Origin of the sequence: Brenneria sp. L4-2C, assembly GCF_040240335.1 — a bacterium.
GTDB lineage: Bacteria > Pseudomonadota > Gammaproteobacteria > Enterobacterales > Enterobacteriaceae > Brenneria.
In genome coordinates, this window is the sequence record NZ_JBEIAC010000002.1 from 461,046 (window position 1) to 487,854 (window position 26,809).

A 26,809-nucleotide genomic window follows, 5' to 3' on the forward strand; every position below is an offset into this window, starting at 1 on the left:
AGGCCGTTGCGAGCGGCAGAATTGGCCGGATTACAAAACAGCGGTAATAAAATCCCGCGGCAGGCTGGTGATCTTTTCATGTCCGGTATCGGTGATGACAAAGCACTCCTCAACCTGAAATCCGCCAAGCCCCTTGATATAGAGGGGCGTTTCCAGCGCGATGACCATGCCGGCTTCAAGCGCGCGCGTTTCGTTGGGCGAAAGATAAGGCGCCTGTTCGCCCATGCCTAATCCTATCGTATGACCGATGTGGCCGCGGGTGTACCAGTCAAGTCCGGCCTTACGCACCGCATTCTGACCGGCATGGAAAATCTCGCACATGGCGGTACCCGGGCGCAAAAGCGCAATTCCGGCATCCATGCCGGCGCACACCGCATCCATAATGCGACGCATCTCATCAGTCGGCGGATGGAAAATCAGCGTTCGACCGGTATCGGATCCATAGCCGCGGATTGAAGCCGCGCAATCGAAAAATACCGATTCATTGCCTGTTATACGGGCGCCGCCGGTGAGAGTCGGAGAGATGTCGACGCCGATCGAGGCGGTGACGCGCGTGGCCATAAAGCCGGCATCTGGCATCCTGGCCGCACGTTCGGCGCAGGCGTTATCGTAAATCATCTTCAAGCCTTGCGTATCCAACCCGCGAAGCGGGGTCGACGCCACCGCCAGCAACCCCGCCTCCGCGAAGCGAGTCGCCTCTTGCAGACACGCGATCTCAAACGGAGACTTAATCGCCCGCAGGTCGGTAAACAAACCGCCGCACTCCACAAAGGTGGCGTGGGGAAGCCGGGCTCTAAGCAATGCAAAAGCGGCCGCGGACACCAGGTTCATTTCAATGCCGATGCGCCCATGCCCCAGACCGCTGGCGTTCACCGCCTCCGCAAGCGTCGTCATATTACGGGCGATATCGAAGCGCGGGCTGGGTTTCGGCTGGCGACTGGCACGCCCGGATCGGATTTCGTCAATATCTGCAATCTCCAGCCAAAGAGGATAGGTGCGCACATCGGCGATGCTGATATTTTCTTTCGCCGACTCTTCAACCCAACTGGCGACCAGAACCATCCCCTTTTGGGCTGGATCGGCCGGAAGCAGGGCAATCGAACCGCCGGGGTTGTCGAAATAATTTTGATACCCCGTCATATAATGAAAATTCGCGCCGCCCCAGGCGATGACGGCATCCAGTTCCGCCGCCGCCATTAAATGTCGGAAGCGTTGCATATCGACGGCGTTGCGGCTCGTGGTTAAATTGGCGCTCATCGGCCCTCCCCATTTTGAATTTCAATAATCAAGCGATCGAGTGTCGTGCGATCGCAGGGCTCTCCCGCCGCCAGACGTTTGCCCACTTGCGCGTCAAGCAACGGGCGCAATGCGTCCCGTACCGACGAAGGCTGGGCAAGCAACGCCAGGATCAGATCATGCTGAACCTGTTCCGGCCAGGCGGCATCGAACGCATCGCGCGCGTCTCCTTTGCGCGTTCCCGCCGACGGCGGCAAACGCTGTCGCAAGCGTTCGGTTGCCGCCTGATTCACCTCGCCATTTTCAATCACCACGCCATAGTCCGCGCGCGCCGTCGTCGCGCTGATGTAGCCATCCAGCACATCATGCAGAACGCGCGATGGCGCACGCTTGGCGGGATCGCCATACCCGCCGCCGGTTGGGGAAATGAACTCGATCACATCGTTACGTTCCAGCTCGACAAGATCGATCTGCCCGAGCGATTGCGCCGCGCCTTGCGGATTGAGCACCACGGACGTATTGGCCCCGGTGGCGCCGCCCAACGCGCCCCAGGCGTTGAAACGAAAACGTTCCAGTCCGCGCGCGGTCAGAATCGTACCCGCCTGCATATTGCGCATGCGGAAACGAATGGCGGAACCGCCGCGCCATTCGCCGGCCGCGGCGCTGTCGGCGGCATAGCCATACTCTTCAACCAGCACCGGCATTTCCGCCTCAAGCACTTCATTGGGAACATTACGCAGCCATCCGCCGGTAAAACTCGTTCCCTCAATGCCGTCCTGCGCGGGCCGTCCTCCCGACCCGCCGGATAGCGGCTGAGCGACGGTGATCCTGCGCTGCCCGGTTTCTTGATCGATGGCGGCGACCAGCACAATAGCGATAGCCCCGGCGCTGTTCGCCGGCGTCACGGACGGCAAAGCCTGCCCCAGACAAGCCATAATACAATCCATCACGCGAATGAACGTGGCGGCGCGAACGCCGCAAGCCCTTCCCGGATCGGGATTGACGATGGTTCCCTGCGGCAAAATCATCGATAGCGGACGCGTCAGCCCTGAGTTGTAGGGAATATCCGGATCCAACGTGCGGAAATAGTTCAGAATAGCCAGACTCAGCATATAGTGACCGGGTTGACCGTAGGTCGGCAGATTGAAAGCCGCCTTAACCTGTAGATCCGAGCCGGTGAAGTCCAGCGTCAGCGCGTCGCCCTCGACGGTCATGGTTAGGGCGATGCGAATCGGCCGCCCGCCGGTTGCTTCAACCTCCATGTAATCCGAGGCAAAATAGCGCCCATCCGGTATGCGTGAGATAATTTGCCGGGCGCGGGTTTCGGCGCTGGCAAGCAAATCGACGATGCCATTTTTCACCGCCTCGCCGCCGTAACGCGCCACCAGCTCTTTTACGCGCCGGTCGGCCGTCGCCAGCGATGCAAGCTCGGCTTTGATATCGCCCCAGTTCTGGTCGGGAATGCGACAGTTGGTCAGAATTATTCTGACGATATCCTCATTCATCCGACCGGCGCGGATCAGCTTCAGCGGCGGTATACGCAGACCCTCCTGCCAAATATCGCCGGCGACCGGCGTGATGGAGCCGGGTACGCGACCGCCGACGTCGGACGAGTGGATAAAATTGAAGGCGAAGGCAATGATTTCGCCGTCGACGAAAAGCGGCCGCCATACCCAGATATCGGGCAAATGGGTGGACAAACCGCGCGTCGTGTCGGGATCGTTGGCGATACAAACGTCGCCCTCTTCGTATTCATCAAAAGCGCCGATGGCTTCCCAGCCCGGCAGACCGACCATCAGGCTGACCGATGTTTCCGTCGGCGCAGCCAGCACCTCCCCGGACGGCGCAACGAGACAGGCGCCGAAATCCGAGGTTTCTTTCACGAAGACGGTAAAACCGGTACGCAACGTCACCGACGCCATCTCCTCGACAATCGCCTGAAAACGATTACGAAAGATTTCAAGCTGGACCCGACTGGTCTTCATGTCCGTTCCTCCTGCGCGCGTAGCCGGCCGATCAAATTGCCATAGTCGTCAATGACGGCGGTAAAATCGCCCGGCAGATAAATCGTGGTATCCGGCGCTTCTATCACCGCCGGCCCCTCAAGCACCTGCCCGGGAAGCAGAGCGGCACGCTCGAAGAAGCGCGCCGGCACCGTGTTGCCGTTTTCGATAATCGGCAATATTTCGCGCGGTTCGGGCGCGGCGCCGGCATCCCCTCTTGCCGACAGCGTTGGCTGAGGGGCTTTGGGCGTGACGCCGCGCACGGTAACGCGAATATTCGTGATCTCGACCGGCGCCGAAGAGTCGGAAAAACCGTAAATGCGCGCATAGGCGCGATGGAAGTCGCTAATCAGCGCAGGCAGTTGCACGGCGTCAAACTTGTCCGCCGGCAGCGGCACGGTTAAATCGAACGACTGGCCGTGATAACGCATATCGGCGGAAAGGCGCAGGCTCCGTTCCGACGTTTCCAGGGGCTGCGTCTCCAGCCATGTCAGGGCTTGCTCCGTTAACGCATCGTAGCCGGTGGCCAGCGCTTCAGGGTCAGGATACCCGGACGGCAGAGTGTGAATCAGATCCTGACGCAGATCCGCGCCCAGGCTGCCAATCGCGCAAAGCGTGCCGGGAGAAGCCGGGATCACCACGGCCTCTACGCCGACCTCTCTGGCCAGCAGGAAGGCATGTTGCGGTCCCGCGCCGCCGTAAGCCAACAGCCGAAAGTCGCGTGGATCGATGCCTTTTCTGGCCATCAGCGGCATAAACTGGGCAAACATGTTGGCGGTGGTCACATCGAGAATACTCTGCGCCGCCTCCGCCGTCGTCAGACCCAGCGGCGCGGCCAGCGTCGCCAGCGCGGCGTCGGCCCGGTCGCGATCCAGCCTGAGACCGCCGCCCAGAATGCGCTGCGGCGAATAGAGCCCGATGCGCACATAGGCGTCCGTCACGGTCGGCCTGTCGCCGCCATGTCCGTAAGCAGCCGGCCCCGGCATGGCGCCCGCGCTTTGCGGCCCGACCTTCAGAATGCCGGCGCTATCGAGCCAGGCGATGGAGCCGCCGCCGGCACCGATGGAAGAGATATCGACGGCAGGCATAATCAAGGGAAAATCGCCGATCTGGCTCTCCGTCGAATAAAGCATATCGCCGTCGATAATGGCGACGTCGACGCTGGTGCCGCCCATATCGAAACCGATCAACTTACGGTTGCCGCTGGCGACGCCGGTCATCAGCGCCCCCATCGCGCCCGAAGCCGGCCCGGAAAGCAGCGTCTCCACCGGCGAACGCGCCGCCGTCGCGGCGGCCATAATCCCGCCGTTTGACTTGGTGGTCAGAACCATCGCCTTCATGCCGACGTCATCCATATCGGCCTGTAGGCGATCGAAATAGCGGCTCATTTTCTGACCGATAAAGGCGTTCATCGTCGTCAACAACCCGCGCTCGTATTCACGTTGCTGCGGCCAAACCTCATGCGACGCGCAGACATACAGATGCGGCAATTCACGGCGCAGGTGCTCAACCAGTTGCCGTTCATGTAACGGGTTGCGATAGGCGTGCATCAGCACGATAGCCAGCGATGTCACCCCGGCGTTGGCAAGATCGCGCGCGCTTTCGGTTGCGGCATCCAGATCCAGCGGCGTCAGGACGGCGCCATCAACGCGCATTCGCTCCGCGACTTCACGCACGTGGCGACGCGCAACCAGCAGGCGGATGCGCTCGACATAATAGTTGGTGGGATCGGGCAGCCGCAGCCGTCCGATCTCCAGCAGATCGCGAAAGCCCCGGGTGACAAGCAGCCCGGTGGTCGCGCCATTGCGTTGCAACAGGGTGTTCAGGCCAAGCGTCGTGCCGTGGACAAAATAGCCGATATCCGCAGGCGAAATACCGTATTCACGTTGCAAAATGCGGATGCCGTTGAGAACGGCGCGCGCCGGATCGGCGGGTACCGATGGGGTTTTAAGGGTCAGCGTTTTGCCGCTGGCTTCCTCGACTAAGGCGAGATCGGTGAAGGTGCCGCCGATATCAATCCCAAGTCGATAGCGCGGATGATGGTTCATGAGCGTCCTGATGTAATCATGCGAAACAGCTCGTTCCCCTTGACGATAAAGGGGACGATTAAAACGAGCAGGAAGGTAAAAGCGATAAGCAGCGTTGACAGCGCCGCGATAGCGGGGTCTTGATACTGTTCGAGATAATGATACATCTCAACCGGCAGCGTGTTGACGGCGGGCTTGACGATGAACAGCGTCATTTCCACCTCATCGAACGAGGTCACGAAGGCCAAAACGCCGGAGACGATCAGCGCGCCTTTTATCTGCGGCAAAACGGCAAGACGAAAAGCCTGCAACGGCGTCGCGCCGAGATCGCAGGCGGCCTCCTCGACGATAGGGTCCACCTCGCCCAGGCTGGCGGTCAGAATGGTCACCACAAAGGGAAGCATAACGATGCAATGGGCGAGAATAATGCCGGAGAAGGTGCCGTAAAGACGGAAACCGCTCGCCGTACCCAGCGTGACGAACAGCACGAACAGCGAGAAGCCGATGGCGACGCGCGGTACGACCAGCGGCGCAAACACGGTGGATTTCATGGCGCTCAGGCCGCCAAGGCGCAACCGCGCCAGCGCATATGCCATCGGCAGACCGAGCAACAGCACAATGCCCGTAGCCAGAACGCCAACAATCAGCGAATTCAGCATACTGGTCTGAAACGCGCGATTACCCAGCACCAGACGATACCAATCGAGCGTGAATCCCTGCGGTGGCCAGGCATTGAACGCGCTGGTATTGAACGAGTTGATCATGACGATCAAGATCGGCGCCAGCATAAACAGCAGCGTGAGCGCAAGAAAGAGACGTAAACTCCAGGTTTTCAGCGCAGATTCATTCATCGATCAAACCTCCCTTGCCGCATGGGTGGAACGGTTGATCCGCTCCAGAACGAAAAGCACCGCCAGCGTGGTCGTCAGCAGAACAAGCGCCTGCACCGCCGCCATCGCCCATTCGATAAGCCCGATATTGTCGTAAAGCAGACGCGACAGCGTCAGCACCCGCCCGCCGCCCAGCAAACTGGGGGTGACGAAGGCGCTTATCGACAGTGCAAAGATAATTTTGATCGCAACAATCGCCCCCGGCAGCGTCAATGGCAGAGTGACTTTGACGAAAACCGTCCATTCCGACCCGCCGAGATCGCGCGCCGCCTCTCTGTATGTCGCCGGTACCTGCGCCATGATGTTGAGAAGCGGCAGAACGGCATAGGGCAACAGCACATGTACAAGGGCGATAATCACGCCGGTCTCGTTGAACACCAGTTGAAACGGCCCTATCCCCCAAAGGGAAAACAGCTGGTTAATCAAGCCCGATTCCGACAGCAGAAGCAGCCATCCGTAAGAGCGGGAGATAACGCTTACCAGCAATGGCGAAAACAGCGCCACATAAGCAAAAGCGAGATAAAAACGGCTACGCACCCGCAACAAGGCCGCCGCGGTCGGATAAGCGATCAGCAAAGTGATGATGCTGGCTAATGCGGCGATCCAGATGCTGCGCCAGATAACCCGCCAGTTGAACGGATCGCTTAGAAACGCGTACCAGACCGAAAAGCCCGGTCCCGCGCCAGAAATGTCCCGCAGATTGAACGAATAGGCGCCAAGCATCAGCATCGACGCGACAAACGGCAGCACCACCAGCACGAATCCCGGCCCCAACAGCAAGGCCAACTTTATATAGCGCCGCCGCTTTAGCGCAGGCGGCAATGAAATAAGCGGCGGCGCGCTCATTCTTCGGAATCCTCGGCCAGCGAGGTGGCGCGGATCGGCACGGCGGAATCGGCGGACCAGCCCAGCCGTACCGGATGCCCTTCTCCCAGCGGCGCGACGTTGGCCAGCGATTGCACCTGTAGCCGCCGGCCATCGGCCAGACGAACGCGATACAGCACGGTCGCGCCGAGAAATGCGACTTCCGTCACCACGCCCTCCGCCTGATTCGTCATGCCGGCATCGGGCGAGATGGCGATGCGTTCGGGACGCAACGATAGCGTCACGCGCTCGCCGAGGTGCGCTGACGGCACCGTATCGACCAGCATGGAAAACTCGCCGTCTTCAACACGCCGCACCCCGTCTTCCGCTGCCAGCACCGTCCCCTCAATCAAGTTGGTCTGGCCGATAAAGCTGGCCACAAAACTTGTCGCCGGGCGCAGGTACATTTCCGCCGGCGTCCCCACCTGTTCCACCACGCCGCCGTTCATTACCGCCAATCGGTCGGAGAGACTCAGCGCTTCGGCCTGATTATGAGTGACGTAAATAAACGTGGTGCCGGTCGAACGCTGAATACGTTTCAACTCCCGTTGCAGCCGCAGTTGCAGTTTAAAATCCAGCGCCCCCAGAGGCTCGTCGAGCAACAGGACATCGGGCTGATTCACTAATGCGCGGGCAACGGCCACCCGCTGTTGCTGACCGCCGGAAAGCCCGGCGACGCGACGCCCCTCGAACCCGGAGAGATTCACCACGTCCAGCATCTCTTCGACGCGACGGACAAGCTCCGCCTGACCGATGCGTTTCAGCCTGAGCCCGAAAGCGACATTGTCGAAAACGTTAAGATGAGGAAACAGCGCATGTTTCTGGAACACCAGATTGGTCGGACGGCGATTAATGGGAATGTCGTTCATCCGCTGACCGCCTATCAGCACGTCGCCGGACGAAGGCGTTTCAAGACCCGCGATGATCCGCAATGTGGTGGTTTTTCCGCAGCCGGATGGCCCCAGCAGCGAAAAAAACTCGCCATTTTTCACAGACAGATCGATCGACTTGACCACCCGCTCCGCACCGAATAATTTTTCGACGGCCTTGAGCACCACGTCGGCCATTCACTTCTCCCGGTTAATGGATAAAAGACAGACCGGCGCAGCGGGTAGTTGCGCCGAGCCAGGCGTGTTCGCCCATCAAATATTGGCTTTGACCCGTTTATTCCACAGCGCGGACCATTTCGGCCCGTTAGCCGCGATTTTCGCGTAGTCGAGTTGCAGCGCAGCGTTAATCGCGTCAGCGCCGATCGTCGGATCATCGGCGATTTCCGCCGGAAGTTTGACGTTGTCGGTGAGGGGAATGACATTCGCCGTCAGGCAGTAATCAAGCACGTTTTCTGCGGAAAGCGACAGATTGATCAGTTCACGGGCCGCTTTCAACTGCGCTTCGCTGGAACCATTGACCAGTTGAAAACCTTCCGGGAAAGCCACCTGCCCTTCTTTCGGCGCGCTATAGCCTATAGGCGCGCCGCCCTTGGCCCACGGCAACGCCACGCCGCGAAAATGCGGCGCCAGAACGACTTCTCCGGAGACTAAAAGCTGCTGTAACTGGGCATTCGAGGTAACCAACGAATGGAATTGACCGTCACGCGCCGCCTTTTCGTAAAGGGCAATAGCGGGTTCGATATCGTCTTCTCCGCCGCCATGCAGCTTGGCGACGGCAACCAGACCGTTTCCGGCCCAAAAACCATCAAACAGAGCGACTTTGCCCTTGAGCGCCGGATCAAAAATCGCGTCCCAGCTATCGGGCGCAGCGGCGCCGAATTTCGCGGTGTTGTAGACCAGCCCGCCGGCATCCATACAGAAGATCGCGCCCAGATCGTCCTTCTGCCGATACGCCGGCAAAATGTGCGCGACATTGGGTACGGTAGCCTCATCGATCGGCAACCACATATCGACAAGTTTGCCGCGCTCAGCGGCATCCAGATTAAAGAAGCCGAAATTGACCAGCGGCGAATCAGGATCGATATCTCTGGAAACCGCCAGCTTTGGATAGGTACTGGCGTTGGTGCCGGCAATGATATCGATTTTCACATGGGGATTGGCGGCGGCATACTCGCGGGCAAGGCGACGGGGAACCGGTTCCTGAGCGCCGGTCCAGATAAACTGCGTCACCGTGGAAGCGCTCTGCGCCCAGCCGCGCGCAGGAAAAAGAGCGGCCACACCCAGGCCCGCAGCGCCCGCCAGAAAGGAACGGCGACTAATGGCGCAACGCGCCAGCGGAGATTTAAACGCCGTCATAGCGATATACCTTCTTTTCCACACCTTTATTTATCACCTTCGCCAGCCTTGGACGAATGCGAACCGGGCATGAAAAATAAAAGCATTGTGAATTATTGTAAAATTACTATATTGGCAATAGTTATTCGTTTTTCGGCTTAACCATCGTTTTTTCCTATCAAAAATTGATGTGCTCCATTTCTTTATCCGATAAATATCAGCCCGATAAACGCCGTCGCCCGCCGCCTAAATTTTTGTTTACCCGTCAACGCTAATGTAAAGCGCAACTGGCGCTTTTCGGTCTGACCGTTGGCATCCCGAACTTTTTGCACCTCTCCCTTTTTTAATATCATGGCGGTTCTATCGCCCTTCTGTCTTGGTGCCGGAGTCTGCGTGAAAAAGTTGTATCGGTGTAGGGCTGTGCTTCAACGATACAGATGTTCTGTTATAGACTAATTCGTTAGCGTGTCACGCAAACACGCGCCAAGCAGCGTTTTTCCCAAGAACAGGTCCTGAATCCGATGACAGAACGAAAGACGATCCCGCTGAAGCAGCAGGAGCAAAACAGCCGACAACGTATTCTCCGCGCCGCGCTTGGCGTTTTCGCCGAGTCCGGCTTCGACGGCGCATCCTTGCGGGAAATCGCCCGTCGCGCCAAAGTCCATCAACCGGCCATCGCCTATCATTTCGACAACAAGGAAACGTTGTGGAAATCTGCGGCAAGCGCCATTACCGACAAACAGCTCCATTTCCTGAACGAAACCATCGAACAAATTCAGGACGGCGATCGTCGCTTAGCTGAGGTATCGTACCTGTTCGTCCGTTTCGTCGCGGAACATCCGGAATGGTCCATGTTCATCGTCGGCGCCGCCGGACAGTCTAACGATCGATCCCGCTGGCTGGCGGAGACCTGTCTGAAACCTGTCGCCGAACGCCTCTTCCGCTGCGTGACCAATAGTCCCTGGCCTGAAACGGATAGCGAGCAAATCTGGGCGGTGAGTCTTACTGCGCTCATGTCCGGCGCCTCGATCATTTTCGCGAAACGCTCGCTGATTGCCGAGATGTCCTCGGTAGACACCCACTCCGAGGCCTTTATTCAGGAATATGCCTACTCTCTATCCGCGGCTTTGAAAGGCCTGATCGCCGCTCGCCGCGTCACTCCCAAGACTGAGTGATCCCGAACGCTCGCTTGACAGTTCAAGTCATTTCAGCCTAAATTTTATCAATCGATAAAATTATTGCGTGCCGCTCCACGCCCAAGGAGCGGCAATAAACCTGACCTCGCGGCGTATTGTTGACCAGAGGTTGCCCACCTGTTCTGCCGCCGGCATGCGGCAATCCCATTATCTGGAGAGTTCGAATGGCGACATACAAAATGATAATTGATGGAAAATCGGTGGACGGCGCAGCGACGCTTGATGTGATCAATCCGGCTAATGAGCAAATCATCGCCAGCGTCGCACGCGCCGATGCGGCACTGGTGGATCAGGCCGTCCAGGCGGCGGCGCGTGCCTTTCCTGCCTGGGCGGCGCGCGATATCGCCGAGCGTCGGAATGCGCTGCTGGCCATCGCCGCCGATATCGAAACACAGGCCGACGAACTGGCGGGCCTGATAACCGCCGAGCAGGGAAAAACGTTGCGCGAAGCGGCGCAGGAAGTGGCCTACACGGTGGGACTGTTCCGCGCGCTGAGCAGCATCGACCTGCCCGAGGAGCCGGAGCTGGACGACGAGGAAAAAAGAATTATCCAGTATCGCACGCCGCTTGGCGTGGTGGCGGCGATCGGTCCCTGGAATCAACCGCTGCTGCTGCTGGCGGTGAAGCTCATTCCGGCGCTGCTGGTGGGCTGTACCGTCGTGCTGAAGCCCGCGCCCACCACGCCGCTTTCCGGTATCCGTCTGGCGGAAATCTGTTCCGGGCATCTGCCCGCGGGCGTGGTCAACGCCATCGTCGACAACAACGATCTCGGTGAAACCCTGACGCGACACCCGCTCGTCGCTAAAATCAGCTTCACCGGCTCCACCGCCACCGGCAAAAAGGTCATGGCCTCGGCGGCCACCTCGATCAAGCGAGTGACGCTCGAACTGGGCGGCAACGACGCCGCCATCGTGCTCGACGATGCCGACCCCGTCGAGGCGGCGCGCAAGATCTTCGCCGCCGCCATGATCACATCAGGTCAGATCTGTTTTGCCGTGAAGCGGGTCTACGTACACGACTCACTCTACGACTCGGTCAGTTCCGAGCTGGCGCGGCTGGCCGACGCGGCGACGATCGGCGACGGCGCCAACCCGGAGACGGATTACGGCCCGCTGCAAAATAAGGCGCAGTTCGATAGGGTGCTGGCGCTGATCGAAGAGACGCGCCCAGTCGGCTCGATTATCGCCGGCGGGACGCCCCATCAAGGCCCCGGCTATTTCGTTCGCCCCACCATTGTGCGCGACATCGACGATAGCGCCCGGCTGGTGCGCGAAGAACAGTTCGGGCCGGTGCTGCCGGTACTCTCCTTCTCCGACATCGACGACGTCATCCGCCGCGCCAACGCCAGCGAATACGGCCTGGGCGGCACCATTTGGACCGGCGATTGGCAACGCGGCATCGAAATTGCCAGAAAGATCGATACCGGCACGGTCTGGATCAACGATCATATGGCGATCCATCCGCTGGTCGCCACCGGCGGCGCCAAGCAGTCGGGCATCGGGCGGGAACTCGGCGTGGAAGGTATCAGGGAATTCACCCAAGGCAAGGTTATCTGGGCGAGCAAATAGGCATTAGATAAATAGTCCGGCGTAATTTCCAGCAGATGCGCCAGCGTACAAAAATTGTTTGCAGCCAGCGGCCGCAGCGACGTACAAAGTTGATCGTCGGGCGTGTCGCTGCGCAACCAGTCGCCCTTCATGGAAAAGACTGAACTACGTTCCAGAGCCGCATTTCACGGCTTCCGGCATTACCGTTAGGCGCGTGATGTCCGCTTAGGAAACAGCACCTGCATGGCGCTCAATTGACTCGTTCACTCCACGATATGTAACGATCATCGAATCATTTTTTGAACATTTCATATAATTAGCACTTTTTAAGTAACGAGAACATTATTGAATTGTCGGCCGCTCTATGTAGAATTACGCCATTAATCTTTGGCAATCCAAAATAACAAACCCGTCTTTACTCTGCGTAGAGTCCGTGCGGTAGCTATGTCTTGGTCAAAATTTTGAGATTACGGGCGCGGTCAGATGGAAAAATAGTTGTGCTGCGAGGATGAGCTACGTACTGAACTATACAGACTATCCTATTCTCAGACAGACAAACAAGACAGTCTCTGTCGAAGATGAGAAATAGTATTTTTATCATGCATTAGATTGAATTGATTATCTGAATAAAGCGTAGGAAAATCAGATTTGATTGTTAATGATCAATAATTGCCCATCGAGTTATTAAAAAAAGGATTAATTTTATTCTAAATTTCTGTCTGAAGAGAGGCGACAGTACATTCTGGAATAGGTAATCTTTGTTCATAACATTGCTATTTCAATAATACCGATGCCAGTTATACGAAAAAAAACCAATTTCTGAGAATTGTGATGAAACGATCTATTCTATTTCCGTTATGTTCAATACTGTTAGTCGCCATCGTTCACGCCGCTGATAAAACATCGTTCGACCCTGTTGATTTTATAAAAAAAATGCCATATCACCAGGTGGTTAAAGAATTGGCTTTAGCCCGCTGTATTGCACTGGTATCAACAGAAGACACGCTCTTTTCTCTGGATGCGGCCAGAACAGCAAATGCAATGAGAGAATGGATGCCTTTTGATATTGAAAACGCCGATCAGAAAGTGAATGCGCTGATCGATAAATACAAGTCGATCTATAATCCGTCACACCGTGAAAACGGACCGGATACCAAAGGCGTGACGTTAAATTGCCTGCGTCTCTACCATAGTCCAGATCTTGACAAGTTGTCTCGCGAAGTTATTGACGGCGATCCCGACCATACCTGGTATCAGGATAATCCATAATAAAAGCTTTCAAATTTATGCAGTTCTTAGGAAAAGAAGTCATGACTGGAGTATCTATGAAAACGATGAAAAAATATACCCTCGCCGTTTTCTCGCTGCTGTTTATCAGCCCGCAAAGCTATGCGGAGTATGCCGTCTCTGATAGTTTTACCTTCAAAGATCATAAATTAAGTCTGATCCAATATCAGCGGAATTGTCAGTTAGAAGTTTCATCTTCGGGGCAGAAAAAAGTGCATCATCTTGCCCTGACTGGTCCATGCTACTTTTTGCGCAATGGCGGTTCTTCCCCCCGGCGATATGGTTATCCTGACGTAAACGCAGAGGCGGTGTTTATTATTCTCGGTAACCCAGTGTCGGCCGATGAACGGGAAATCTGGAATCTTCCATCAGGTGAACAATGTGGAACTCAGGGGCAAGGATTAGTTTTTGACGGCGTACAGTTTCGCATTAGCCAAAAGACATTGAATCGAACACTGCTATGTAAAGAAAAGGGAAGCGATGAGAAGAACTATCGGTTCCTGAACCATTAGGGGAAAATAATAAATAGGCATCCGGTTTTACATTTTTTAAATAAGCGTCTATATCTACCCTACCGTGAATGAATACATTTATATCGAGAGATGTTTATATGGTAAATAAAAATTATTTTTTACTGTCTGCGGTTTTCTGTTCGATGCTAGTGATATTGCCACTGGCTTCAGCTAACCAAGAAAGAATCGATCCTGCACTCATAGAGGGACAAATTTCTCGTAACGATGTGAATCTTAGCGGTACAGATCTTCTACGTGCATGGACTGCTCAAAATGATAACCAGGCAAGACAACAAGCTGATATGTATCTATTAGGTGTTTTAGATGCCACAGAAGGAAAATCCTGGTGTAGTTATAATATTTTTAAATCAATCACTTTAGAAGAAATTGTATTTTCATATTTTAAAAAATTACCTGCTGAAAGATTACAGGAAAGAGCTTCTCGCCTGATTGAAGAGGCTTTAATACAAAACAATTCATGCAAAGAAAGGAGAAAGTGATGACCCGTTCAGTAGTGTAGATAGGGAAAAATCTTTATGCTGATATTATTACCTTTCAGATATTATGAATTACCCTCCAGCATCGCAATTGAATCTATTATTCTCACCATAGATAAAAATAACGATCTGGAAATCGATTCGGTTTTGACAGATAAAATTGGTTCATTGGGCGCAACTAATATTTCAGAGATTAGAAAACTGTATAGTGAAAATGACTAAGGAAAATATGACATGTTGATAAATGAAACGATGGGTCACTGATATGACTGCTAAAATAAATTATGGCCTTGCCCTTTTAGCTATATTTTCAACGCCTGTTGTTGCCCGGGTAGATTACACATCAGAAGAATATCTGAAGAATTACGCATTAAGTACTTGCTTAGCGCAAGGATATCATTCGGAAGAAGTCAAGAATGATGCGGCGGCGGTTGCCAGCGGCTATCTGGAGTTTGGCAATTATTCTCTCGAAGCTCATATTGCGACAAGAAACCTGGCTAAGAAGTTTTTAGCTAAGCAATATGGCAGTCAATCTGGCGAGCCAATGATAACGGCGAAATGTATTGATTTTTATCACAGTAAAGAATTGCGAGATCTTGTTAACAACTTTAAAGACAAAACAGACAATTAATGCCTTCACGGGGTATAGCACTTAAAGAAAAGGGTAAGAATGTATTCGTGAGATATTTTATCTTTACCAGGAAACTGTATTTGCCAAAAACGTATGTGTTTCACCAGTATCGGATGCAGATTTGTTGAATATTGAACATGATAAGTTTCAATTGATTAACTGAACGGTTCGTAGATGGAACGATTATCACTGGCAAGTGCTACTACTGTGTATTGGCAGTTGATTAACCAAGCTGAGTGGAGATTGAACGTCATGGCATGGCTGGGATTTATTACTTCCTGGGTGATTACATTACTCTACATCTGGAATGGGAAAGATAGTTTTAATCAAAGGAATTGGATTCGTTTTGCTTTAATACCTATTTTCATACTTATAGGCATGGTTATATTTGGCTTAGCGTTAAAAAACATTCTTACTGTATGGCCTTTTATTTCTGAACATACCGCAAAAACGGCAACGATCATTCTCCCGGCCTCCTTACTATCTATGTGGGGAATGAAGTTCCTCGTGGTAATGCTTTGTACCGCGTTCAGCAGAATGCTGGACTTCCATCATAAGCATAATACCGTTGAAAATTATGCAAAATTATCATCTCTTTCAAACAATTTTGGCCCGACGCTCTTGATATTGGCAAAATGTCTTGTCTCCGCTGGGAGTACACTGATTTTTTACGGCATATGGATTGGCACAACTTACTAAGTTTACGGGGTTTTTATGAACGTTGATCATAGCTATGAGTTTCCGGTGACGTCAGCGTTAAGGCGGAAGGAGAAATGCTAATCAGTGGATTCATAGTCAATGTTAAATCGATGAAAAATTTTGAACCACCGTATGAAAAAGAAGAGCTAACGGAAGAAATAAAAAAAGAATATATGGATAAAGCAATAAAAAAAACAGCAGGAACATATATGGAAGTCAAGTTTGAATAATCCTTCAGTTGCCCGTGGAAGGCCAGCCTTTCTGAAGGATAAACGGCAGTGAAGCACTGTCCGAGTTTTTCTCTTTCTCCCCCCTCGGCACTGACATCCCATCAGCGGCAAACACAGCCATTACATGAGCAAGACGCGCGACCTCGTGGAAGCAAATTAGTGCAGGCGGTAAAAGGCGAAACGGAAATTATCTCCGTCAAAGGTAAACTTGATACGACGGTGGAAAAGGAGAATAATAAAAGACCATACAAAAACAATCAATTCTAAAAAATTAACAAAACTTGATTAAAGGCCGTAAAAATCTCATGTATGATTAAATTATACAAATGCTGGCACAGAAGGTGGGAGCTTTCATCCCATAGATAACTTTAGATAATTCGTTGGCCGCACACACTCCCCTTCTGTGATTTTCAACTTCGCAGGTTTTACTATGATTAATAAATTGTTAATTATGATATTGTTTTTTTCATCTTATGTTGTAGCCAATACTGATTGCAGGGCTATTGATGAAAAAGCGCAGGAAAAGGCTACCCATTTTGATAGTGCAGATAATGGATACACTGTTATTGGGAAAGACAGGTCTTATTTTTATACGGCTCCTAGTCAAGATTGCATACATAAGCAAGTATTCATTATTCCTGGGGATAAAGTTAACGCTTACTTAGACTACAATGGATATTATTATGTGATTTACTTAAATAAAAATGGACAACAAGTAGAGGGATGGGTAAAACAGAAAAAATTACAACCTAATGATACCGGCGTAGCGCCAAAACTAACAAATTAAATGTAGTATAGAAACTCGTTCTGGATCAGTCTACCTGCACAACGCACTAGCAAATGGCTGACTAATCATAGGCCAGTCAACGCACAGATATCGTGCATGCGTAATGAAGTATTGATTAAATCAATTAATAATTTAAAATGAAAATCTCCCCATCATAATAATTAATTATGATGGAAGTTAAATAAAACAATCGAGCGAATCGATGCACTAAAGTGGTGATCAAATGAAACAATTAAAAACGACGATACTGGCTTTAGGTTTATTCACTGTAACCAGTTTCACTTATGCTTCCTCATTATATACAGGACAATGGATAGGAGAAGCCAAGAGTTCTCAAGATGCTGATGATGTATCAATGAAAATATGGCTGCATGAATCTTCAGGAAAAATTATTGGCCGCTATTGTCTGATTTATCAAGGTGGAAACCGAATAGATTGCTCAGGAGATGATGAAACCAATATTCGAGGGAAAGTGGATGGAAGCGCAAAAGCGATTATTACTTTCGATAGCTGGTTTGGCGGAAAAAATGGCAAAGCGACTTTGGTCGCCAATGATTCATCGCTTCATTGGCATCTGGTAGATAAGCCCAATGGACATCAGAGTTATATTCCATCTTCTTTTTACTTAAAAAAGATATCGGGGAATTATGACGATGAAAAACATACCAAATAATTCAATAACAAGAATCACGGCATAAGCATTATTAGCCTTTGTCATAACTTCATTTCGCTCTGTGATAATGTGATGCTCACGGTAATTAGCCATAAAGAAAATGATGCGTTAACACTACCGGGCAAGGCTATTATTACAAAAGATAAATGGCGGCATAAAACCTCTCGCAACCGTCACCGCCCTTCTATGCGGCAACGGTTGAAAAAGGTACGCGACTTTGGAAAAAGTCAGTTCACCCCGACGAGCGCAAACCTAGGGTTCCATCTGCCCCTGTTGACGCAAATGCCTGACCAGCACGCGTCCTTCGGGAATAAACTCCGTGCCAAAACGCACCAACCCCACCTCTTTTAATTCCGCTTCAATGGTGTAGCGCAGATAGCCCGGCGCAATTTCCGGCAACAGCGTCAGGGTGACCTGCTTTAGGCGCGGCTCGTATTTCAGCAGCGTAAGGCGCATGGTCGCCATCAGCAGATGCGACGTCGCCGGCAGCCCTTGTAATATCTCATTCATATCCGGCAGGCCATAATCCGGCAAATGCGCCAGCGTACCGGCGCGACTGTTGAGAATACGCTGCATATTATCCAGCACCGACATAATGACCTGCTGGCGCTCGTCAACCTGATGGATATCCAGCTCGCCGGTAAAATTAAAGGTCAGCATTTCATACAATGAGGGATTCATTGCGCCGTTAATCCTCCGGCAACAGTTTCAGGCCGCCGTTCTCCAGTTGGATTCGCCGCGCTTCGTCCGGATCCAGATCGTTGCGTTCCAACACCACTCGCCAGGTATCGCCCTGAATATCTGGCGAGCGGAATAGCCCGATCACCGCGACATAACGCGCACCCGCCTCCATCGGCATGTCCAGCCCCGCTACCCCGTCAGGCATTACCGTGACGTCGCGCTCAGCCAGAATGTCGCCCTTGAGCGTCTCATTCGCGCTGGTTAAAAGCGTCTGGTAATCCGCCCGATCGAACGCCTGGCGCTCTCTGAGCTGATAAACCCGGATAACCGTCGCCAACGGCGCGTTATTGTCATCGACATTGACCGTGCTCCGGGTGGTAAAATCGAGATGCAGCGTCTTGATGGTTTTGTAAAACAACGATTTCGTCATGGAAACCGTACCGTCAGAGACGCTTTGCGTTAACCCGCAACCGCTGAGCGTGGTAGCCAGGATCAAAGAAATTGCCGCCGGAGCGACACCAAATTTAAAAGTGATAACCGCCATCAATGGCCTCGCGTTTAACAGTATTGGGCTCCAGACCTCGATAAATACCCAGGTGGATGGTGACATCCTCCGAGAACCCGGATTGTGACATATTATTTTTATGACGGGCGTCCTGCTCGTCCCCCTTCGGGCCGTCGCAAGCGACGTTGAAAATCGCTCCCTGCGATTTTTTAAGACTCAACAAACTGTTACGACCAAGCAGCACCTCGCGACTGCCGAGCGTGGCGGAGGGCAACGCGCTGCGCGGCACTCTCAGACGCAATCTTGCCGTACATCGCCAACCGAGATAGACCCGTAGCAAAACCACCAGATCGCTGTGAAGCTGTCCATTCTCCATCCAGGCTTTGGCCTGCTCAGGAGTCGCTGGATAGAGCGTCAGTTCAAGCTGGCTATTCGCGTCAATGGCGCTTTTGCCAAGCACCTGGCGTTGGGACAAATTCACCGCGCGTTTGCCGCCGAGCGACACCCGTTGCCGGATGGCGACCCGCTGCGGGTAGTGCGCCCGCACCTCGGCATGCGTTTCGGGCGACAACAGCTTAACCAGCGAAACAATACCCTCGGCGGTGCGCGTCGGCATGCGCATGGTGCTCAGCAACGCCAGAAAACGAGAGATCGGCGTGGCGATGTGTTTGGCCGCGCCCGGCACACCCAACCCTATCAGCCCCAGCAGGCATTGCGACGTATTATCGCGCCCGCCGGCCTCAAAGGATGCCGGGTAGGAATACTTACGCCAGATGCGATAAAACTGCGTCAAAATACGATGATTGAAAATATCCAGAAACGCTTCCAGCGCCTCATGTCCCTCGCGCCGCTGGGCGATATCATCAAGATAGCTGGTCGGCAGCGGCGAATCGACGCCGTACAATCCGAGGAAAGTCGTACGAATGGTCGGCGGCCGTTCGGGATGCTGTTCGTCCCACTCCACCCGTTTCAGTTCGCTTACCGGAAATCCCATGCCCGGATGGGGCCGAAAACGCACCGGATCGTCTTTGGGCGTCAGCGTAGCGCCCAGCGGCGGCGCCGAGGGCTGAGCGAACTCGAGAAGCTGACAAAAACGATAGAAATTCGCTTTCGGCAGATTCGCCTGCAACGCTTCAATCAGCCGGGTATGCGCTGACTGTGATTCTCTTTCCATCGCAGGCACTCTCCGTTCGGTTGTATAATCAGCGTTAGCTGGGTGAAAAGATGAATATCGGCATACAAGGCGAAGAAGCGATTAAGCAGTTCGCCGAAAAGACAGATATCGCCCTTACCGCTAAACCCTTCATTGCTCAGCGTTACCTCAATATCCACCCCGCGCAGCATAAATCCTTTCTCGAAGCGCTGCACCAGGTGATGTTTCACGTCGACAATGGCCTCAAGCCGCCGACGATTCATTTCACTGTCGGTCCAGTCATAAAGCGCCAGCGTACCGCGCAGCACCTCGGCGTTATCCATCATGCTAAGAAAGTTCGACCCCAGATGGCTGAGCACCCGCCAGTGAAAACGGTCTTCCGCCGGCGGATAGCAAGGCATCGTCGGCGAACACAAATTACGTACGCGCAACGGCACCTGCGCCAACTGCTGCGCGCTGTCCAACAGCGTACTGCGCAAAGCCTTGCGCGGCAGTTGTCCATTGGTGCCGGTCATCCGCAGCGACAGCGTTTCGTCAGGAAACAATTTATCCGATTCGAACGCATCGCCGCCGAGGATCAGCCAGGTATCGTGCAGACCGGACGGTCCGCGCCGCACACGCGTGTGGAAATACCGTTCCGGCGCCGTATGGCGCAACATGCCGCCACGATGGCGGAAACTGGTAAAAGGCACATACTCTTGCTCTTTCACGCGCTTGGAAGAACGTACGCTGTCCACGGAATAGATTTCCGTATGCCCGTCCTGCACCCGCAGCGGGCGCAACAAATATTCATTTTCCAGTCCGGAAATGGTTAGCGGATCGGCGTCCAGTTCAAACAGGTTAATTACCGGCACGCAGTGCAACAGAATATTCTGCTCGCTAAAAGAGAGTTCATGCGGCCATGATTCATTCAGCACCACGTCCAACTCGAACCAGTCGAGATTATCCGGGAAATGAACCTTCTCCAACCCGTTAAGCTCAATGAACATGAACTTTTCGCGAAAGGTGAAATATTCCAACAGCAGTTGATAGCCGCTAAACGCGGCATCGCCTTTCGGCCACAGCAGATCTTCGCTGCCAAAACCCTGAGGAGAAAAATAGCCGTTCAACTGACGGCGCTCATTACCCTGCCCCGAATGACGCAGGTAGATCGTCTCGGTCTGACGGGTAAAAGCCAGATGCAGCGCCGAACTGACGGGGCTGTCCGCGTTGAGATAAAGCGGTAGCCGACTCAGATCCTCACGCTGCCAGTCCGCCAGCGCGCTGCAATTAAAGCGCAGGCGGATAACCGAACGCCCGTCGGCTTCGCTGTGCAGCGAGGCCTGACTCAGATCAAGCGGGCGCAGAAATAAGGGACGCGTTGTGCGATAGCGACAACGGGTGCCGCGTGCGCCGATCGGCCGGGAAATAACCTCAAATCCGGCTTTCACTTCATCACTGCTTTTCATATCCCGCCAGTTCGGCGCCAGTTCCACAATAGAAAGCGACGGAATAGTGCGCAGATAATGCGGCCACAGTAAACTGACCAGCCCTTCAGTCAGTTCCGGCAGGTCGTCATCCAGCTTTTCGCGCAAACGGCCCATCATAAAAGCGAAACCTTCGAACAGGCGCTCAACATAAGGATCGCGATCGCCGACTTTATCCAGATTAAGCATCGCCGCTCTGTCCGGATGGGCCTGCGCAAACTCCTTCGCCGCTTCTTTCAGGTAGCGCATTTCAGCTTCAAAATAGCGCAGGGTTAGATCATCCATGCTTTCCTCATCACACTTTTACCGGCCCGATAACGGCCGATTAAATATTTTAACACAGAATCAGTCGGTTACTGAGCGCATACCATCGCCGCCTTGACTGGGTCGATAGCGACCAGACCGGCGATGAGAGCATCGATTTGCTGCGCCAACGCGGTTTTATCTCCCTGACTGCGCTGCATTTTTACCCGCAGCATCTTCAGTAAACGCGCCCGGACTTCAAAGATCAGCTCTGGTTCCCAGTGTTGCAGTTGCAACGGCTGCGGAGCGCTATTCAGTTCATTGAGCAGGGGCAGCGCGACATCCGAGCGCCCGCCCTGCTCCGCCACCCGCGCCATCAGCAAACGCTGCAACCAGCGCTGACGCTGCGTCGCGATCTCGGGTAGCTGCCACAGCCAGACCAGCGCGGCATCAATACCCTCGGTCTCAACCCGCACCATCGCTTCGCTTTCCAGCGATAAAATATCGTTATCGCCCTGGGTTGCGCTAGCCTGGAGATCCGGTTCGATAGGCGCCTGATTACCTTGCACATGCTGGTCAATCCATTGCCGGGTAATTTCGTCGGCAAAGGGCGTGCCGTCGTTGTAGCTTTGCAATTCAAGATCGGGCAACCGCTCCAGAAACATCCCGAGGTCACGCTTGATGATATCACCCCACTGCTCATAAGGGTGACCCGATTTGCTCAACGCCTGGCAGGTATACCATTGTAAATCCAGCCAGAAATGGTTCACGCCCTCGGCAAACATTCGTTCGGTTTGTTCAAGCAGTTCCAGCCAGTGCTGCTGTTGGTGCAGGCGTTTTAGCTGCGCGCGCAACTCGCTGCGGGGCGGCATCAGGCGGGTATGTCCGGAAGCATCCTGCGGCGGCAGTTGATGCAGGGTATCCCAGCGTAAGCTTCGCATCAGCCGTGCGCTGGAAAGCCATCCTTGAGGCTGATCGCGCAGGTAGCGCGACAGCTCGCGCGCCTGATCCAGCAAATCGCGGCCGGACTGGATACGCTGCGTCGGCGGCGGACTACTGTGCATTGTCTGGCTGGCTGCGGGTTGCAGAGCCGATTCGCCGGATGCCGCGGACTCCGCTGCGGGCCGCGCCGTAGACGGCGCGCCGCCGGAGCGCAGCAGCCGTTCATGCATCGTTGCCGCCAGCCCCTGCAAGGCCGGTCGGTTCTCTTCTTTCCAGTCGGCGAACAGATGATCCAGCAGCGCCAGCGCGCCGACTATTTTTTCAAAATCCGCCGCCGTAACCTCTGGATAGAGGTAGAGGCTGTCTTGTAACTTGCCGCCGGTCAGCCACTCCAGCGCCAGGCGGCGACTATTCTTACGGGTTGGCAATAAGGTCTCGCCAAAAGTCGCCACCAGCCCCGCCAACAGTAGCAACCCCTGCGCCAGCCCCGCTTCCCCGTCACGATGCAATCGAGCCCAGATATAGTAAGTAGCGACGCGAACATCTTTACAGCGGGTGGTGAGCAAGGTTTCAGCCAGACTGCAAACCAAATCGGTATCTATCCCGGAAAGCTTGTTAACCTCATCGCGCATCCGTTGGAAATCGTCGTCATAGGCAGGATCCTCACCCACCGGCGACGCGCTATCAATCGGTTGCAGCCAGTGATGCCATCCATTCACCCACTTACGGGTTTCCGCCAGCGGGTCTCGTTGCCCAAAACAACTGATGATTAATTGTTGCAACATCTATGCATCCTTATCAATTATTCTAAAGACGGGTGGCTTCCTGATTAAATAAAAAGCTATTTTTGCACTTCTCATACAAATTTTCGCCAGAGCCACCGCCTTTCTTCAAAACATCTGCCGACATCAAGCTAATAACACAATATTTTAATTTATTTTAAGTACATATTTTTTATCAAAAACCTTCCCTGATAAAAAATATGACGTCGTCAGCGTTGCACCCTGCAAAGAAACCACAAATTCACCGTTTTTACTTGGCACGCCGCGTATAACAACACAATTAAACCGCACTGGCGAATCCGGATCGCAAAGATGTATTTTTAATCCAACATCTGAAGGGCTAATTGAATAATTAGCTCTAGCGCCATCCGCAGGACCGGCATTTCCAATGATAGTTACTTTGGCATAGTACGGTTTACCAACATAGCCATCAGGTAATTTATCCGGAGAAAACTCGACCTTAGACACACATCCCAAGATTAAAAGAGAAAAGCACAAAATCGTTATTCTTTTCATATGTTATTATGGTATTTTTTCAAACACCATAGCTCCAAATGTATTTTTAAGGAAATCCGACAAGGTTAAATTTAACTCTAGCCAATCCTTGACCTTAAGGAAAGATTACGAAGATCCGCATCCTGCAAGGACTGATGCAAGGTATTTTCTGTCCATTGCCGCACGTCGCATCGTCCTCCTCAATCCTGCTTTGAATTCCTTATCTTGCGATAATATATTTACGGCAATATGTCTTATTCCTGATAATAATTCCGCCGCATCACGAAAAAATTTCGCGGTTGTTAAATTAGCTGAACTGATATAATAACGAACATGCATTTCTGGCTCTTTTTTATGTTTTTCATTTCTGAGCGGAAAAATACCTCCACACACACTTTCCTTAAACCTTTCCAGGAGAAGGTATAATCAATTAGCTCATCTGGTATATCGCTAACGATTGTAATATTGTTTCTTTCCAACCATGACCTTTTTCTTCCGTTACATAACTTTTCAGCTCTGGATCATTACACGTATTGTCTAGCGGTTTCTGTCTGAACCGGTTGATTTCAATATGAACAAGGCAATTGCGATGAAGTAGTGATATTAGTTCGGCACAAAGTAAAAATTTTCCTGAATTTGCAGGCACTGATGAGAAAACGGTAAACCAACCTTGCAATAACCTGAAGTAGATCTAGGTAGAAAATACCGGCCAAGTGATAAGGAAATAGGGTCGAATGACATCATGACGCGGGTAAGTTTTTCCCAAAAAGACTCCGAATATATGACAGCAAACCGGATCTCGTCAGTAATTATACAGCACTGGATGTCCATATAGTCTAATATTCCGTGCAGCTATTTAGGTATGATTACATTCCTCCATCTCCCCTCGCCCCAAAAAACAAAAAAATTATTAATAATAATTAATCTTTAGAAAAATCACTTTTAATACGAATCAATTCCTCATAATCTGGATGTCCATCTGCCGTAACAGTAATACTTCCGTCAGGATAAATGTATTTTCTAAACTCACGACTTTCATTATCCACTGGCCATTCAGAATAAACCATTAAGTCTGGATTCGATATGGGGATTATTGTTATATTCTTTGTTTTAAAAGTCTTATATACTACATTCACATCTCCACCAAACATCCTTAAATATTTTTCATTTTTATCTCTAAATATTTTACTTACCCAAGGAAAATAATTTTTTTCCAAAACGACATCACCAGTTATCTCTTTATACTTACCGTTATAAAATTGAGGGGCGTTATTGTCAAAAACAAAAACGGCTCCAGAACCTATTTTTTCACCCCCAATAATCAAATCACGATATTCGAAATCCACTGTCACATTGCTCAATGCCCATAAACAAACACCCCAACCATTTAAAGGAATATCATATTTATATCCATTTGCACTATCTGAGAAAATAACTTCTTTATAATAATACCCCGGCACTTTGTAACTGCCGCCGTCTGCGCGTGGCTTACTTACCTTGCATGTTTCAGAGCGATACATCACTTTTAGTGGCGAAATTGCCATTTCTTTGGGTAAAGAGACTGAAAAACTCACCAGTTCACCTATAGGTAAAAATATTTTATTTCTGAAAAAGAATAACAAGAGAAAAATCATTAATACAGTGATGATTACGATCTTCTTTTTTGGCATGTTACCGTTAGATTCACTCAATTTCTTCCTCCGCCGTTTTCTTAAAACGCAGGATAGCAGTTTTCCATACCTGTTCTTTTTCAGATGTTAATAAGGTGGACTTCATATTTCCCTGAAGCGCCAAAAAAATCCTATTTCTAGTCGCCTCATTAGCTGACACTTTATCACCTAAGGTTGAGGTACTATCTAATTTTTCGCAAAATTTTTCCTTTTACGAACTCTATCTAAAGAGCGTTCAGGATCGACCAACTCAAGCAATTGATTATTGATAAATGGCATATATTTATGTGTCATTGAATGATTAGCGAAGTTTGTAAACGAATCCAGGTCAGGATTAGTATTATTAGGAAAATGTTTTTCTAAATCAGCTTTATCAAGGCACTGAATAAACCTCTCCTGTTCCTTCTCCATAGAACATGCCATAGAATCATTAATTGAAGGTACAAGATAAAACTTATAAGTCTCAATTTGTTTATATATTATATTTATATTGTCACCTATAGTAATCCCAGCTCCAACCCAGGGAACCGGCCTTTTTCTAGTCTTAACGACTGATTGTTCCACTTTAAAAAACAATACGACCTTCCCATGATGCCAGAATGGATTACCATATTTATATCCGCTTGCCTGAATTATGATCTGATTAATAGTTTTTCTAAAGCCAAGAAGTATCCCAAGAGGCCCTAACTTATCGTATAAATAGTTATCAAGTTCATACTCAGGAGGAACACTCGTAATGGTATCCGAATCATTGACATGACGAAAATGCGTAATGTTATCTAACTTCAGGATTGTCTCAGCGGTGAAAGTCCGAGGCATACCATATGTATAAAGAAGAGGCGTGTTATTTTTTAACTCCGCCGCATGTAATAAAGCTAAAGCGCCACCAAGGCTATGGCCGCAAATAAATAAATCTTCACTAGCACCATCATCTTTTACACTAACAAACTCCTTACTAAATCTTTTTTTTGCCAGTTCAAATGCGTCCAAAAATCCCTTATGTGCGGTACCACCAGGAATAATAGAATCACAAGAAATAGGTCGGCATGTCCCATCGGTAACAAAATCAGCCAACTTATCCGTCTCTGTTCCCCGCCATATCACAATTAATTGCGTTGAATTAGTTATAATGAAAAGTTGGGTTTCTCCCTTAGGTGAATCACCTTCAGAAGTGTCAAAAAATTGTATATCAGTGTAATACTGACGAAAAATCGCCTTCGGACTTAGAATACCGATGCCATGAGGGGCATGAGCCAATATCCCGGCATCTTTCAACCCAGACAGAGCTCCGTTCAATGTCATCTGGCTGTCGTTTTCTCCCGATGCAGCCTGCGCGTTCTGTGCTGCACGACTTAGACTTCTGGCCAGGGACAGCGCTTGTTCAAGCTGTTCGACGGCACTTTACATCGCGAGCACCTGGTGCGTCGAGTTCAGCCCCCATACCGACTCCACCCCGTTGTCGTTCATCCCCGACGGGCTGCGCAGCGGCAATCGCACGTCAAACTGGTAGAACTGCTGGTCGTCGGCGAACACCACCACCTCCCGCTTCAGCCGCGCGTCCATCTCGA

The 26,809-nt window shown here is 51.7% G+C and carries 25 protein-coding genes and 2 pseudogenes; 11 read left to right on the forward strand and 16 right to left on the reverse strand.

Translation table 11 applies throughout. From position 1 onward, the window contains the following. Nucleotides 1–30: 30 nt before the first annotated feature. The 7 genes from ABRZ26_RS06040 to ABRZ26_RS06070 all read right to left on the reverse strand — a co-directional run bounded on the left by ABRZ26_RS06040 (nucleotide 31) and on the right by ABRZ26_RS06070 (nucleotide 9,266). A complete protein-coding gene (locus tag ABRZ26_RS06040; RefSeq protein WP_319603346.1) occupies nucleotides 31–1,257 on the reverse strand; it encodes a M24 family metallopeptidase in 1,227 nt (408 codons plus the stop codon). Further along, nucleotides 1,254–3,221: a hydantoinase B/oxoprolinase family protein gene (locus ABRZ26_RS06045; RefSeq protein ID WP_319603347.1), complete on the reverse strand. Its 1,968-nt coding sequence runs from the start codon at nucleotides 3,219–3,221 to the stop codon at nucleotides 1,254–1,256. The genes ABRZ26_RS06040 and ABRZ26_RS06045 overlap by 4 nt, the downstream gene beginning before the upstream one ends. Further along, complete coding sequence (locus tag ABRZ26_RS06050) at nucleotides 3,218–5,287, reverse strand: hydantoinase/oxoprolinase family protein (protein WP_319603348.1); 2,070 nt, start codon at nucleotides 5,285–5,287, stop codon at nucleotides 3,218–3,220. The genes ABRZ26_RS06045 and ABRZ26_RS06050 overlap by 4 nt, the downstream gene beginning before the upstream one ends. Beyond that, on the reverse strand, nucleotides 5,284–6,117 hold the full coding sequence (locus tag ABRZ26_RS06055; protein ID WP_319603349.1) for an ABC transporter permease: 834 nt from the start codon (nucleotides 6,115–6,117) through the stop codon (nucleotides 5,284–5,286). The genes ABRZ26_RS06050 and ABRZ26_RS06055 overlap by 4 nt, the downstream gene beginning before the upstream one ends. Before the next feature lie 3 nt (nucleotides 6,118–6,120). Continuing rightward, nucleotides 6,121–7,002 (reverse strand): ABC transporter permease, encoded by an 882-nt coding sequence (locus ABRZ26_RS06060; RefSeq protein WP_319603350.1) that lies wholly within the window; start codon nucleotides 7,000–7,002, stop codon nucleotides 6,121–6,123. After that, entirely contained in the window at nucleotides 6,999–8,087 is a 1,089-nt protein-coding gene (locus ABRZ26_RS06065; RefSeq protein WP_319603351.1) for an ABC transporter ATP-binding protein, read from the reverse strand. The genes ABRZ26_RS06060 and ABRZ26_RS06065 overlap by 4 nt, the downstream gene beginning before the upstream one ends. A 75-nt stretch (nucleotides 8,088–8,162) precedes the next feature. Further along, nucleotides 8,163–9,266 carry an ABC transporter substrate-binding protein gene (locus ABRZ26_RS06070; RefSeq protein WP_319603352.1) on the reverse strand — a complete coding sequence of 368 codons (1,104 nt, stop codon included), beginning with the start codon at nucleotides 9,264–9,266 and terminating at the stop codon, nucleotides 8,163–8,165. Nucleotides 9,267–9,766: 500 nt separating this feature from the next. Between ABRZ26_RS06070 and ABRZ26_RS06075 the strand changes: the two genes are divergently transcribed. From ABRZ26_RS06075 to ABRZ26_RS06120, 11 genes and pseudogenes are all read left to right on the forward strand, one after another. Continuing rightward, nucleotides 9,767–10,420, forward strand: a complete 654-nt coding sequence (locus ABRZ26_RS06075; protein ID WP_319603353.1) for a TetR/AcrR family transcriptional regulator — start codon at nucleotides 9,767–9,769, stop codon at nucleotides 10,418–10,420. 119 nt (nucleotides 10,421–10,539) lie between these two features. After that, nucleotides 10,540–12,009 carry an aldehyde dehydrogenase family protein gene (locus tag ABRZ26_RS06080; protein ID WP_319603354.1) on the forward strand — a complete coding sequence of 490 codons (1,470 nt, stop codon included), beginning with the start codon at nucleotides 10,540–10,542 and terminating at the stop codon, nucleotides 12,007–12,009. A gap of 810 nt (nucleotides 12,010–12,819) precedes the next feature. Then, a complete protein-coding gene (locus ABRZ26_RS06085) occupies nucleotides 12,820–13,257 on the forward strand; it encodes a T6SS amidase immunity protein Tai4 family protein (protein ID WP_319603355.1) in 438 nt (145 codons plus the stop codon). A gap of 56 nt (nucleotides 13,258–13,313) precedes the next feature. Next, complete coding sequence (locus ABRZ26_RS06090) at nucleotides 13,314–13,787, forward strand: hypothetical protein (protein WP_319603356.1); 474 nt, start codon at nucleotides 13,314–13,316, stop codon at nucleotides 13,785–13,787. A 98-nt stretch (nucleotides 13,788–13,885) separates the two neighbouring features. Beyond that, nucleotides 13,886–14,287 carry a Rap1a/Tai family immunity protein gene (locus ABRZ26_RS06095; RefSeq protein ID WP_319603357.1) on the forward strand — a complete coding sequence of 134 codons (402 nt, stop codon included), beginning with the start codon at nucleotides 13,886–13,888 and terminating at the stop codon, nucleotides 14,285–14,287. A 36-nt stretch (nucleotides 14,288–14,323) separates the two neighbouring features. After that, complete coding sequence (locus tag ABRZ26_RS06100; RefSeq protein WP_319603358.1) at nucleotides 14,324–14,506, forward strand: hypothetical protein; 183 nt, start codon at nucleotides 14,324–14,326, stop codon at nucleotides 14,504–14,506. A gap of 43 nt (nucleotides 14,507–14,549) precedes the next feature. Next, a complete protein-coding gene (locus ABRZ26_RS06105; protein ID WP_319603359.1) occupies nucleotides 14,550–14,915 on the forward strand; it encodes a T6SS amidase immunity protein Tai4 family protein in 366 nt (121 codons plus the stop codon). A gap of 174 nt (nucleotides 14,916–15,089) precedes the next feature. Then, nucleotides 15,090–15,614, forward strand: coding sequence for a hypothetical protein (locus ABRZ26_RS06110; protein ID WP_319603360.1), 525 nt, complete (start codon nucleotides 15,090–15,092; stop codon nucleotides 15,612–15,614). 56 nt (nucleotides 15,615–15,670) lie between these two features. Beyond that, nucleotides 15,671–15,844: pseudogene (locus tag ABRZ26_RS25095) on the forward strand (Imm74 family immunity protein); the annotation flags it as partial. A gap of 430 nt (nucleotides 15,845–16,274) precedes the next feature. Further along, a complete protein-coding gene (locus ABRZ26_RS06115) occupies nucleotides 16,275–16,631 on the forward strand; it encodes a hypothetical protein (protein ID WP_319603361.1) in 357 nt (118 codons plus the stop codon). A gap of 223 nt (nucleotides 16,632–16,854) precedes the next feature. After that, nucleotides 16,855–17,304, forward strand: coding sequence for an SH3 domain-containing protein (locus tag ABRZ26_RS06120; protein ID WP_319603362.1), 450 nt, complete (start codon nucleotides 16,855–16,857; stop codon nucleotides 17,302–17,304). Between the two features lie 252 nt (nucleotides 17,305–17,556). On the opposite strand, the gene tssE is transcribed toward ABRZ26_RS06120, so the two are convergent. The 9 genes and pseudogenes from tssE to ABRZ26_RS06165 form a co-directional block, all read right to left on the reverse strand. After that, nucleotides 17,557–17,985, reverse strand: a complete 429-nt coding sequence (gene tssE / locus ABRZ26_RS06125) for a type VI secretion system baseplate subunit TssE (RefSeq protein ID WP_319603363.1) — start codon at nucleotides 17,983–17,985, stop codon at nucleotides 17,557–17,559. Nucleotides 17,986–17,992: 7 nt separating this feature from the next. Then, a complete protein-coding gene (gene tssJ, locus ABRZ26_RS06130) occupies nucleotides 17,993–18,529 on the reverse strand; it encodes a type VI secretion system lipoprotein TssJ (protein WP_319603364.1) in 537 nt (178 codons plus the stop codon). After that, nucleotides 18,510–19,664 carry a type VI secretion system baseplate subunit TssG gene (gene tssG / locus ABRZ26_RS06135; protein WP_319603365.1) on the reverse strand — a complete coding sequence of 385 codons (1,155 nt, stop codon included), beginning with the start codon at nucleotides 19,662–19,664 and terminating at the stop codon, nucleotides 18,510–18,512. Before tssG ends, tssJ begins: the two co-directional genes overlap by 20 nt. Further along, nucleotides 19,628–21,394, reverse strand: a complete 1,767-nt coding sequence (gene tssF, locus ABRZ26_RS06140) for a type VI secretion system baseplate subunit TssF (RefSeq protein ID WP_319603366.1) — start codon at nucleotides 21,392–21,394, stop codon at nucleotides 19,628–19,630. The genes tssG and tssF overlap by 37 nt, the downstream gene beginning before the upstream one ends. A gap of 68 nt (nucleotides 21,395–21,462) precedes the next feature. Then, nucleotides 21,463–23,079, reverse strand: coding sequence for a type VI secretion system protein TssA (gene tssA, locus ABRZ26_RS06145; RefSeq protein ID WP_319603367.1), 1,617 nt, complete (start codon nucleotides 23,077–23,079; stop codon nucleotides 21,463–21,465). Between the two features lie 144 nt (nucleotides 23,080–23,223). Then, entirely contained in the window at nucleotides 23,224–23,544 is a 321-nt protein-coding gene (locus ABRZ26_RS06150; protein ID WP_319603368.1) for a hypothetical protein, read from the reverse strand. A gap of 153 nt (nucleotides 23,545–23,697) precedes the next feature. Further along, nucleotides 23,698–24,097 (reverse strand): annotated as a pseudogene (locus ABRZ26_RS06155) (ISAs1 family transposase); the annotation flags it as partial. A gap of 394 nt (nucleotides 24,098–24,491) precedes the next feature. Then, nucleotides 24,492–25,262: a hypothetical protein gene (locus ABRZ26_RS06160; RefSeq protein ID WP_319603369.1), complete on the reverse strand. Its 771-nt coding sequence runs from the start codon at nucleotides 25,260–25,262 to the stop codon at nucleotides 24,492–24,494. A 165-nt stretch (nucleotides 25,263–25,427) separates the two neighbouring features. Then, nucleotides 25,428–26,543 (reverse strand): lipase family protein, encoded by a 1,116-nt coding sequence (locus ABRZ26_RS06165; protein WP_319603370.1) that lies wholly within the window; start codon nucleotides 26,541–26,543, stop codon nucleotides 25,428–25,430. Nucleotides 26,544–26,809: the final 266 nt, after the last annotated feature.

Excerpts from the sequence above, each read along its gene's own strand:
- ABRZ26_RS06055 (WP_319603349.1), bottom strand. The coding sequence starts at position 6,117 with ATGAATGAATCTGCGCTGAAAACCTGGAGTTTACGTCTCTTTCTTGCG.
- tssF (WP_319603366.1), bottom strand. The coding sequence starts at position 21,394 with ATGGATGATCTAACCCTGCGCTATTTTGAAGCTGAAATGCGCTACCTG.
- ABRZ26_RS06060 (WP_319603350.1), bottom strand. The coding sequence starts at position 7,002 with ATGAGCGCGCCGCCGCTTATTTCATTGCCGCCTGCGCTAAAGCGGCGG.
- ABRZ26_RS06050 (WP_319603348.1), bottom strand. The coding sequence starts at position 5,287 with ATGAACCATCATCCGCGCTATCGACTTGGGATTGATATCGGCGGCACC.
- ABRZ26_RS06075 (WP_319603353.1), top strand. The coding sequence starts at position 9,767 with ATGACAGAACGAAAGACGATCCCGCTGAAGCAGCAGGAGCAAAACAGC.
- tssG (WP_319603365.1), bottom strand. The coding sequence starts at position 19,664 with ATGGAAAGAGAATCACAGTCAGCGCATACCCGGCTGATTGAAGCGTTG.
- ABRZ26_RS06100 (WP_319603358.1), top strand. The coding sequence starts at position 14,324 with ATGCTGATATTATTACCTTTCAGATATTATGAATTACCCTCCAGCATC.
- ABRZ26_RS06040 (WP_319603346.1), bottom strand. The coding sequence starts at position 1,257 with ATGAGCGCCAATTTAACCACGAGCCGCAACGCCGTCGATATGCAACGC.
- tssA (WP_319603367.1), bottom strand. The coding sequence starts at position 23,079 with ATGTTGCAACAATTAATCATCAGTTGTTTTGGGCAACGAGACCCGCTG.
- ABRZ26_RS06110 (WP_319603360.1), top strand. The coding sequence starts at position 15,090 with ATGGAACGATTATCACTGGCAAGTGCTACTACTGTGTATTGGCAGTTG.
- tssJ (WP_319603364.1), bottom strand. The coding sequence starts at position 18,529 with ATGGCGGTTATCACTTTTAAATTTGGTGTCGCTCCGGCGGCAATTTCT.
- ABRZ26_RS06070 (WP_319603352.1), bottom strand. The coding sequence starts at position 9,266 with ATGACGGCGTTTAAATCTCCGCTGGCGCGTTGCGCCATTAGTCGCCGT.
- ABRZ26_RS06090 (WP_319603356.1), top strand. The coding sequence starts at position 13,314 with ATGAAAACGATGAAAAAATATACCCTCGCCGTTTTCTCGCTGCTGTTT.
- ABRZ26_RS06095 (WP_319603357.1), top strand. The coding sequence starts at position 13,886 with ATGGTAAATAAAAATTATTTTTTACTGTCTGCGGTTTTCTGTTCGATG.
- ABRZ26_RS06115 (WP_319603361.1), top strand. The coding sequence starts at position 16,275 with ATGATTAATAAATTGTTAATTATGATATTGTTTTTTTCATCTTATGTT.
- ABRZ26_RS06120 (WP_319603362.1), top strand. The coding sequence starts at position 16,855 with ATGAAACAATTAAAAACGACGATACTGGCTTTAGGTTTATTCACTGTA.
- tssE (WP_319603363.1), bottom strand. The coding sequence starts at position 17,985 with ATGAATCCCTCATTGTATGAAATGCTGACCTTTAATTTTACCGGCGAG.
- ABRZ26_RS06105 (WP_319603359.1), top strand. The coding sequence starts at position 14,550 with ATGACTGCTAAAATAAATTATGGCCTTGCCCTTTTAGCTATATTTTCA.
- ABRZ26_RS06065 (WP_319603351.1), bottom strand. The coding sequence starts at position 8,087 with ATGGCCGACGTGGTGCTCAAGGCCGTCGAAAAATTATTCGGTGCGGAG.
- ABRZ26_RS06085 (WP_319603355.1), top strand. The coding sequence starts at position 12,820 with ATGAAACGATCTATTCTATTTCCGTTATGTTCAATACTGTTAGTCGCC.
- ABRZ26_RS06045 (WP_319603347.1), bottom strand. The coding sequence starts at position 3,221 with ATGAAGACCAGTCGGGTCCAGCTTGAAATCTTTCGTAATCGTTTTCAG.
- ABRZ26_RS06165 (WP_319603370.1), bottom strand. The coding sequence starts at position 26,543 with ATGACATTGAACGGAGCTCTGTCTGGGTTGAAAGATGCCGGGATATTG.